Source organism: Ruegeria sp. HKCCA5763 (assembly GCF_013034545.1).
GTDB lineage: Bacteria > Pseudomonadota > Alphaproteobacteria > Rhodobacterales > Rhodobacteraceae > Ruegeria.
This window is the reverse complement of record NZ_WQGF01000022.1, coordinates 20,168-29,420: the sequence shown is the minus strand read 5'-3', so window position 1 is coordinate 29,420 and position 9,253 is coordinate 20,168. Positions and strand designations below refer to the sequence as shown.

Here is a 9,253-nt window from a genome sequence, read left to right as displayed (position 1 = left end):
GACGCGGGCTCAGGTCATGGCTGGTCAGATCAGAAGCTTCGAACTTAAGTTTCTGGGCAGACTCATAGGACACATAAAGTTCCGGGATTGGACCGTAAGGCATAACCTTAGCGGGGCGTGAAACCGCCGCTGTTTTGACTCGCTTTTTCATCTTGCTTCTTTTCAGGCAGTTTCCGACACGCGGATGCGGTGCTTGTACAGGTGATTATAGTGAGGCTTCATCCGACGGTGCACACGGCGCACGCGTTCAGGGGCATCAGCCACTTCAACGTACTTTCGTTTTTGCGGTTTCAGACCGGTAGACTGGGCCAGGTTGGCATGAAAAGACCCACCGTCCCACCAACTATGCTCGGACGGGTCGCCACCAGCTTTCCAGGTCAGAGCCTCTTTGACGAAGGGGATGCCAACCGCATCGCAGAATGCCCGGGTCATGTCATGCGGGTTTTCCAGCAGGTCGTCACTGTCAACAACCGGAGGTTTTTTGCCGCCGTTCAAGGCTGTCAGCAGATCAAACAAAGCGCGCTGCTCGGGGAACCCGACCTCGAGCTCATCGAAATCCGGCCATTTGTTGTACATGGACGAAATCGTCTTGGCCGGGTCGCGGATCAGGAAGGCATGTGTGAAATGCGACAAGAATTCGGGGTCCCACATATGGTTGATATAATGTGGGAAATCCTTGATAAAGACCGGCCCTTTTGCGGCACGGGCTTTGATATCGTCCCACACACTTTCCAGGGTCAGGCCGGGGGTTGTGACTTCACCTTCCTGAAAACGCGGCCACATTGGGTCTTCACCCTGATACCAGGCTTCGCCAAATGGTTCATGCAGGCAATCCAGATCGCCACGTTGGCGCATCATCCATTCAAACGCGGTCGAGGTAGAGCGGGGAATCGCCCAGAGAGCTACAATCTTGTGCATTCGCTTCAGTCTTTCAGTGAGGAGAGCAGGCTGCCCTGCTGGGTTTCCGGAGCCAAGCCCAGGGTTTTGAAAATGCGCCAGTAAAGCGCGGTGTCATGGCCAATGACCGGCTTGCCAAGCCGTTTCTCCAGTTCGACTTCATAGTGAACCGGACGCTGGGCAATACCGTCGGACGGGCGGCGATAATTGCTCATCCCGTTGATCAGATAAGCATCGACATTGGGGGCCTTGTCAGCAGTATAATCGAAGGACTTGTAGATCAGCTCTTCTTCAAAACACCAAATGCAATCATCGACCGCTTCCTGGCTGTTGAACCAACCCTGATCAAAAAAGTTACCGGCCCAGACCACATCAAACCCGGCTTCTTTCAGGAACCCAACTGTGCCTTGATACCAAGTGTCCCTGTGATAGCAGGCGTTGAGCGCGACCTTTTCCACATTCTGATCACGCAGCGCTTCAACCATCGAATAGCCTGCCATGTGAAACGGTGTTTCGTACTTGTCGCTCAGCATTTCGATATGCTGACGGATACCTTCTACACCCAGACCGCTGGCATGCACCCAATTTGAACCGACCTGCCCACAGACGTCCGCCCCATTGTTGGCCATGCATTCCATGAATTCTTCCAGCAGGCCGAAGTTCTTTTTGCGTTGATCCAGCCGGTGAGCATAGTCCGGCACATGAAGCATACGGCCGTGCACACCAACACTGCGCGGTGCCATGCGCAAGAAATCAGACGGGGCCGCGTCAAAGTCATGCGGAGGACAAGTAAAACCAACCTGATGCGGAAAGAGCTTGACCTTGGGGTTTTCCCACTTGGGTGGCTTTACGTAACTGTTCATCGCTCATCTGTTCCCTTGGAGAAACCTGGTAGAGAGTTAGAACTGTTTTGCTTTGCATTCCCATTGCTTTTTTGTGCTCATACTCATACCAAAATTGATATGATGTTCCACTTACGAAAATTGTCACCCAAGAGCTCACTGTTAACCCTTGAAGTGGTAGCGCGATTTCGGGACTTCGCCGTACCGCGTAAGAACTGAAAACACCGAAATCAGCAGTCAGCCGTCGTATTGATAATTTGAAATCCGATGTTGGGTCGCGTTCTTTTCGATCAGGACAGAATGCCAAGGATTTCGCGCGGCCGACAGACGCCATGGGACTGCCGCTTCTGGAGCCCCAAATTGAGTTGCAGTTGGATGGTTAGGGCTGGTTGGCAAAGCGCACGTTCTTTCAATGCCGATTGGCCGATTTCGGAAGAATTTGATAGCTGCATCTATTTTTTTCCGCAAGCCGCCGCGCATTGCGAAAGGTTAAGCTGGATCGGTGCAGTGTTGTTGACGCAATGTGTGGCCTACGCGACACCCACGTGCGCTCAAGAGGCGGGCAAGTCCGGATCGATGCCGTATCTGCTGATCATCATCTGAACACTGCTTTCGATCGTGTCCTCCATCTCAGCCTTGGTCAGCGTTCCGCCGGTAAACAACAAAGGCCAGAAGGCGCGTGCTTTGATCAGGCCGATAAACTCTTGCCCGGCCTGTTCGGGGTCGTCGATTCTCAGCTGCCCATCTTCAGCCGCATCTTTGAGCATGGCGATAAATGTAGCGGTCTTATCCAGTTTGCCCTGCGCCTCAGCCGCGAGCACAGGGTTGCGCAAGGTTTCGCTGATGACCATCCGCGCCATCGCAATGACATCCGGCAGCATTAGAATTCGTCCCTCGGCCCAAGCCAGCTCGGTGAGTTGCTCGCGAATATCGCGACCCTTTTCATACCGGATTTCCAGCACCTCGGCAAAACGGCTGGACAATTCGATCACGATAGACCGGAACAGATTTTCTTTACTTTCAAAATACTTGTACAGCGTACGCTTCGACACTTCGGCCCGCGCAGAAATGCGATCCATGCTTGCTGCGGCAAAACCCTTTTCCTGGAACTCGGCCACGGCAGCTTCGATGATCTGTGCGGACTTGGACGCATTCGGTGTGCTGCATTCATTCATACCCGAGCTATAGACCTATTGACGGGGGCCGGTCAAACCCTAGGTAAACGCAGGAGTTTACAGGCGCGAAGTATTGTGCCACATGTAAACCCGCCAGTTTACCGACTCGGGCAACAAGCCAACACGGAGACCCCCTCATGGCCATAAATCTGAAACTGAACGGCGAGACGCATACGGTCGAAGCCGAACCCGGCACCCCCTTGCTTTGGGTAATCAGGGATGAACTGAAACTGACCGGAACCAAATTCGGCTGCGGCGTTGCCTCTTGTGGCGCATGCACGGTGCATTTGAACGGAGAACCCGTCCGCTCGTGCCAGACGTATATCGAAGATGTCGAAGATGCCGAGATCACCACAATCGAAGCGATCGGTGCGGACAAGATCGGCTCGGCCGTCCAGCAAGCTTGGGTCGAGCTTGATGTCGTCCAATGTGGATACTGCCAGTCTGGTCAGGTCATGTCGGCCGTTGGCCTACTGTCTGAGAACCCCAAGCCCAGCGCCGAAGAGATCGACGAATACATGTACGGCAACGCCTGCCGCTGCGCGACCTACCAACGTATCCGCGCCGGTATCCAGCGTGCATCTGAAATTCTGGAGGCCTGATTCATGACTATCAACACTTCCCGCAGGGGGTTTCTGAAGGGTGCAGCTGCCGCAGGTGCGGTTCTGCTGGTTGGTGCGCGTCCCGATGGCGCGATTGCCGCAGCGTCGTCCGAGAACGTTCAGCTCAATCCGTTTGTGCGGATTGATGCCGACGGCACCGTGACTGCGATCGTGAAGCATTTTGAAATGGGTCAAGGCCCAGCGACCGGTCTGCCGACGATTATTGCGGAAGAAATCGGCCTGCGGATGGACCAGATCGAATATGACTTTGCACCGTCTAACCCCCAAGTTTACGCCAACCTTGCATTTGGTCAGGCCCAGGGTACCGGCGGTTCGACCGCTATCGCCAACTCATGGCAGCAATACCGCCAGGCCGGTGCCGCTGCGCGTGAGATGCTGATCACAGCCGCCGCGCAAGCCTGGGGCGTGGACGCGTCGGGCGTGACGATCGATGAAGGTGTTGTGAAGGTGGGCAGCAACGAAGCTCCAATCGCCGAATTTGTGGCGGCTGCGTCGCAGCTCGAAGCTCCGGCAGAGCCGCGCCTGAAAGATCCGTCAGAGTTTCGTTTGATCGGCAACCCGGATGTGCGCCGTAAGGATTCAGCCATCAAGGGCAACGGTCAGGCGATCTATGGTATGGATTTGCATTTACCCAACCAGATGATCGCCATGATCAAACGCCCTGAGGCGCGCGGTGCCACTGTTACTGGCTTTGACGATAGTGTCGCGAAAGAGATTAAGGGCTTCATCAACGCTGCGACTCTGCCCAACAATGCGGGCGTCGCTGTCTACGCCGAAAACACTTGGGCTGCGATTCAGGCCCGTGATGCGCTTGAGGTCGAGTGGGACATATCCGCAGCCGAAACGCGCAATTCGGATGAGATCGAGGCCAAGATTCGTGCCGCTCTGGACGCCGAGCCACAGCACAATGTGAATAAAGCGGACATGGCAGCCGTTGCGAAGGCAGTCGACGGTGCGGACACGGTGATCGAAGAGACATTCTTCTTCCCGCTTCTGGCGCATGCCCCGATGGAGCCAATGAACTGCACCATCGAACAAACCGAAGATGGTGGCATCCTGCTGCACGACGCTGCGCAAATCCCCACGATCACCCATTTCGCCTTCGCCGAGATTTTCCGGCTTCCTCCGGAAAAAATCCAGATCAAGACACTGCTTGCAGGTGGGTCCTTCGGTCGCCGCGCCACTCCGGATGCGGATTATCAGGTCGAAGCCGCCTTGGCCTTTGTACTTACTGATCGGACGCGCCCGTTGAAACTGGTCTGGACTCGCGAAGATGACATCCGCGGTGGATACTACCGTCCTGCTTTCGGCCACAAGGTCCGTGTCGGACTGAACGGTCAGGGCAACGTTGTCGGCTGGCAGCATAAGGTTGCGGGACAGTCGATCATGAAAGGCACACCGTTTGAGTCTGTGCTGGTCCATGACGGCGTCGACCACAGCTCGGTCGAGGGTATCGCAGACAGTCCTTACGCCATCCCGGGCATGTCGCTGGGTTTGACCGACACGGCCAAGGCGACCTCGCTTTTGTGGTGGCGTTCGGTGGGTCACACCCATACGGCCTATGTCATGGAAACCATGATGGACAAAGCTGCCGAAGCAGCAGGGCGTGATCCGGTTGAATTCCGTCTGGCACATCTGAACGATGCGACCAATGCCGACCAGGCCCGCAAGGCCGGCGTTCTGAAACTGGCTATCGAACAGGCGGGTTGGGGAAATGCACCGGCTGGTCATGCGCAGGGCATCGCGGTGCACAAGTCATTTGGTTCGTATGTTGCCGAGGTTGTCGAAGTGTCCGGCGACGTGGACAGCGGCATTCGCATCGAAAAGGTGACTTGTGCCGTCGATTGCGGAATCGCCGTAAATCCCGACGTGATCAAGGCGCAGATCGAAGGTGGTGTCGGTTACGGCATCGGCCACGTCATGCGCGATCAGATCACGCTCACCAGCGGTGCCGTGGATCAGACAAACTTCCCGGATTACGAGCCACTGCGGATCAGTGACATCCAGGCCATCGACGTGCACATCGTTCCTTCGGCTGAAGCACCGACCGGTGTGGGTGAGCCGGGCACGCCCCCATCCGCTCCGGCGCTGGCGAATGCGATCCGCGCCCTGACGGGCGTTAAGGTCACGACCCTGCCGATGGCGGAAAACGGCGTTACATTCGCCTGACCGAAAACTTTAGGGCGTCGGCGTTACTTACGTCGACGCCCTTTTGCTACCCGCACAATTTGATCAAATTTGATGACAAAGCAAATCCATTGAAGTACATCTCGGGGGAAAAGTACCGACGGAGCCCCCAATGGACCTGAGCGCCCTGCACAATTTCCGAGTTGCCGCATGTGACCTGAACGGTCAGATGCGTGGCAAACGCGTCCCCGCCAATTATGCAGACAAGCTGGAAAAAGGTGCGGTGCGGATGCCGTTCTCGGCCTTGAACGTTGATCTGTGGGGTGCTGATATCGACGGCAGCCCTCTGGTCTTTGAAACAGGCGACGCCGATGGCGTGTTACGCCCGACGGAACGTGGACCAGTGCCGGTTCCCTGGCTTGTAAATGAAACGGCGCTGGTTCCAATGAGCCTTTTTGACGACGACGGGACTCCGTTTGCCGGAGACCCGCGCCATGCCCTGGCCACCACGTTGGAGCGCTATGCACAGCGTGGCTGGTCGGTTTTGGCTGCAACCGAGCTAGAGTTCACTCTGGTCGATACCTCTGGCCCGCAACCGCAGCCTCCGTTGAATCCGATCACCGGTCGCCGTCTTTCGCATGAGGCCGTACTATCAGTTGCCGAAATGGACGCCTTCGAAGCGTTTTTCACTGACCTGTATGACGGTTGCGCCGACATGGGAATCCCGGCGCAGACTGCCATTTCAGAAAGCGGCGTGGGCCAGTTCGAGATAAACCTGAACCACCAAGACGCCATGCGCTGCGCTGACGATACGTGGCTTTTCAAGGCCTTGACGCGGGGGCTGGCCCGCAAACACGGGTTTGCGGCAACTTTCATGTCCAAGCCCTACGCCGAGGATGCAGGCAATGGGATGCATGTGCACTTCTCGGTCCTGGATCAAGACGGGCGTAACGTGTTTGACAATGGCGGGCCCGAAGGCACAGAGCTTCTGACGTCGGCCGTAGCGGGCTGTGTCGCGGCCATGCCTGGCAGCACATTGATCTTTGCGCCGCATGGAAATTCTTACACGCGACTTGTGCCGGGCGCACATGCGCCGACCGGAGCGTGCTGGGCCTACGAGAACAGAACCGCGGCCATTCGTATTCCGGGTGGCGCGCCGGCAGCACGTCGCATTGAACACCGTGTTGCTGGGGGCGACATCAATCCATACCTTATGCTGAGTGCGGTTCTGGGCGCAGCCCTAATAGGTATCGAAGACGGGCTGCAGCCCCCTGCCCCAATCACCGGAAACGCCTACGATCATCCGGACCTGCCGCAGTTGATGCCAGACTGGTCCACGGCAATAGACCGGTTTGAGGCAGATCCCCTGATCGCCCGCCTGTTCCCTGCCGATCTAATCCGGTACCTGGCAATGACCAAGCGGCAAGAGATTGCCCGATTTGAAAATATTCCTTCAGAGGCACACTGGCTGAGCTATCTTGAGGCGGTTTGACCCTCTTGCCGCCCTGCACGGACTCAGCTAGAATGAATTTGATCAAATTTGGTGTCACATGAAAATCGGCATACTACAAACCGGCCACACCCCAGATGTGCTGCAGGATGAATTTGGGGATTACGACGCTCTGTTCCCCAAACTTCTTGATGGCCACGGGTTTGATTTCGAAACATTTGCGGTTGTGGACAATGTCTTCCCAAACGGAGCCGATGACGCAGATGGTTGGGTCATCACCGGATCGCGCCATGGTGCGTATGACGACCTGCCTTGGATTGCACCGCTGGAAGCGTTGGTCCGAGAGATCCACCAAAGCGGCAGGCCGCTCATTGGCGTGTGTTTTGGCCACCAGATCATTGCGCAGGCCCTAGGTGGCAAGGTCGAGAAATTCTCGGGCGGGTGGGCCGTGGGGCGGACAGAGTATGACTATGATGGGGACAAGGTCTGGCTAAATGCCTGGCATCAGGATCAGGTTGTACAACTCCCTGATCAGGCTCGTGTTCTGGGACGGAATGCATTCTGCGAAAACGCGATGCTGGCCTATGGAGACACGATCTGGACAGTTCAGGCGCATCCAGAATTTTCTAACGGATTCGTTTCGGGCCTGATGCGGACACGCGGCAAAGGCGTGGTTCCCGATAACCTTATGCGAGCAGCCGCAAACCGTGAAACTGCACCCGATGACAATGCAAGAATCGCGCGCCAAATGGCCGAGTTTCTAAAGAAAGAGAGAGCCTGATGGCTGATTGGACTGATAAACTGCCGGACGCCGCCAAAGCGTATTTCCACGGACAGAGGCTGGACGAGGTTGAATGCATCATCTCGGACCTGCCTGGTATCGCACGGGGTAAGGCTGTGCCTGCTTCGAAGTTTGCAAAGCAGTCGTATTTCCACCTACCCGACAGCATTTTCTACCAGACCATCACAGGTGGCTGGGGCGAGGCCGCAGGTGAAGATGGCTTTATCGAGCGGGATATGATCCTGAAACCCGATTTCTCGACCACCTCCGCTGCGCCCTGGACCGGAGACTGGACGCTACAGGTGATCCACGACGCTTATGACCGGGACGACAATCCTATACCGTACAGCCCGCGCAATGTTCTTAAGCGTGTTGTGCAGCTCTATCACGACAAGGGATGGAAACCCGTTGTCGCGCCCGAGATGGAGTTTTTCTTGGTCGCGCCCAATGTCGACCCGGCACAGGGCATCAAGCCTATGATGGGTCGCTCTGGCCGCCCGGCGGCGGCACGACAGGCCTATTCCATGACAGCAGTGGACGAGTTTGGTCCGGTGATCGACGACATCTATGATTTCGCCGAACATCAGGGGTTCGAGATCGACGGCATCACGCAGGAAGGTGGAGCCGGACAGCTAGAGATCAATCTGCGTCACGGCAATCCGATCAAGCTGGCGGATGAGGTGTTTTACTTCAAACGCCTGATCCGTGAAGCTGCATTGCGCCACAACTGCTTTGCGACTTTCATGGCCAAACCGATCGAGGAAGAGCCCGGATCGGCCATGCACATCCACCATTCGATCATCGACATGGAAACGGGAGAGAATCTCTTCTCCGGTCCGCAGGGCGGTGAGACGGACGCGTTCTACCACTTTATTGCAGGGTTACAGAACCATCTGCCCGCCGGCCTGGCCGTGATGGCGCCTTATGTGAACTCCTACCGACGCTATGTGAAAGACCATGCAGCGCCGATTAATCTGGAATGGGCCCGCGACAACCGCACAACCGGCATCCGCGTCCCGCTTTCTGGCCCCGCGGCGCGCCGTGTCGAAAACCGTATCGCTGGGATGGACTGCAACCCGTATCTGGGCATCGCATTGTCACTGGCCTGCGGCTATCTGGGCCTGGTCGAACAGGAGCGCCCCCGCCGCCAATTCTATGGCGACGCTTATGAAGGCGAAGGGGATATTCCTCAGGTCATGGGGGAAGCGCTGGATCTGTTTGACGAGGCTACGGCCCTGCATGAGGTCCTTGGGCCCGAATTTGCCCGCGTCTACGGCATCGTGAAACGGGCTGAGTACGAGGAATTCCTGCAGGTCATCTCTCCGTGGGAACGCGAGCATCTGTTGATCAACGTCTGA

8 protein-coding genes are annotated in these 9,253 nt (G+C 56.6%); 5 read left to right on the top strand and 3 right to left on the bottom strand.

The window, feature by feature from the left end; translation table 11 throughout:
- Nucleotides 1-162: 162 nt before the first annotated feature.
- The 3 genes from GOV89_RS22000 to GOV89_RS21990 form a co-directional block, all read right to left on the bottom strand.
- Nucleotides 163-918: a sulfotransferase family protein gene (locus GOV89_RS22000; RefSeq protein ID WP_171177312.1), complete on the bottom strand. Its 756-nt coding sequence runs from the start codon at nucleotides 916-918 to the stop codon at nucleotides 163-165.
- Between the two features lie 5 nt (nucleotides 919-923).
- Complete coding sequence (locus GOV89_RS21995; RefSeq protein ID WP_171177314.1) at nucleotides 924-1,760, bottom strand: hypothetical protein; 837 nt, start codon at nucleotides 1,758-1,760, stop codon at nucleotides 924-926.
- A 530-nt stretch (nucleotides 1,761-2,290) separates the two neighbouring features.
- On the bottom strand, nucleotides 2,291-2,914 hold the full coding sequence (locus GOV89_RS21990; RefSeq protein ID WP_171239091.1) for a TetR/AcrR family transcriptional regulator: 624 nt from the start codon (nucleotides 2,912-2,914) through the stop codon (nucleotides 2,291-2,293).
- 137 nt (nucleotides 2,915-3,051) lie between these two features.
- Here GOV89_RS21990 and GOV89_RS21985 point away from each other — a divergent pair, with 137 nt between their 5' ends.
- The 5 genes from GOV89_RS21985 (at nucleotide 3,052) to GOV89_RS21965 (ending at nucleotide 9,253) form a co-directional block, all read left to right on the top strand.
- Nucleotides 3,052-3,516 (top strand): (2Fe-2S)-binding protein, encoded by a 465-nt coding sequence (locus tag GOV89_RS21985; RefSeq protein WP_171236778.1) that lies wholly within the window; start codon nucleotides 3,052-3,054, stop codon nucleotides 3,514-3,516.
- Nucleotides 3,517-3,519: 3 nt separating this feature from the next.
- On the top strand, nucleotides 3,520-5,706 hold the full coding sequence (locus tag GOV89_RS21980; RefSeq protein ID WP_171239090.1) for a xanthine dehydrogenase family protein molybdopterin-binding subunit: 2,187 nt from the start codon (nucleotides 3,520-3,522) through the stop codon (nucleotides 5,704-5,706).
- 130 nt (nucleotides 5,707-5,836) lie between these two features.
- Nucleotides 5,837-7,156, top strand: a complete 1,320-nt coding sequence (locus GOV89_RS21975) for a glutamine synthetase family protein (protein WP_171239089.1) — start codon at nucleotides 5,837-5,839, stop codon at nucleotides 7,154-7,156.
- Nucleotides 7,157-7,214: 58 nt separating this feature from the next.
- Nucleotides 7,215-7,895, top strand: a complete 681-nt coding sequence (locus GOV89_RS21970) for a type 1 glutamine amidotransferase (RefSeq protein ID WP_171177324.1) — start codon at nucleotides 7,215-7,217, stop codon at nucleotides 7,893-7,895.
- Nucleotides 7,895-9,253 carry a glutamine synthetase family protein gene (locus tag GOV89_RS21965; RefSeq protein WP_171239088.1) on the top strand — a complete coding sequence of 453 codons (1,359 nt, stop codon included), beginning with the start codon at nucleotides 7,895-7,897 and terminating at the stop codon, nucleotides 9,251-9,253. Before GOV89_RS21970 ends, GOV89_RS21965 begins: the two co-directional genes overlap by 1 nt.

Bases quoted from the DNA above. Each gene is read 5' to 3' on its own strand.
- GOV89_RS22000 (WP_171177312.1), bottom strand. From the start codon at position 918: ATGCACAAGATTGTAGCTCTCTGGGCGATTCCCCGCTCTACCTCGACC.
- GOV89_RS21985 (WP_171236778.1), top strand. From the start codon at position 3,052: ATGGCCATAAATCTGAAACTGAACGGCGAGACGCATACGGTCGAAGCC.
- GOV89_RS21990 (WP_171239091.1), bottom strand. From the start codon at position 2,914: ATGAATGAATGCAGCACACCGAATGCGTCCAAGTCCGCACAGATCATC.
- GOV89_RS21980 (WP_171239090.1), top strand. From the start codon at position 3,520: ATGACTATCAACACTTCCCGCAGGGGGTTTCTGAAGGGTGCAGCTGCC.
- GOV89_RS21965 (WP_171239088.1), top strand. From the start codon at position 7,895: ATGGCTGATTGGACTGATAAACTGCCGGACGCCGCCAAAGCGTATTTC.
- GOV89_RS21970 (WP_171177324.1), top strand. From the start codon at position 7,215: ATGAAAATCGGCATACTACAAACCGGCCACACCCCAGATGTGCTGCAG.
- GOV89_RS21975 (WP_171239089.1), top strand. From the start codon at position 5,837: ATGGACCTGAGCGCCCTGCACAATTTCCGAGTTGCCGCATGTGACCTG.
- GOV89_RS21995 (WP_171177314.1), bottom strand. From the start codon at position 1,760: ATGAACAGTTACGTAAAGCCACCCAAGTGGGAAAACCCCAAGGTCAAG.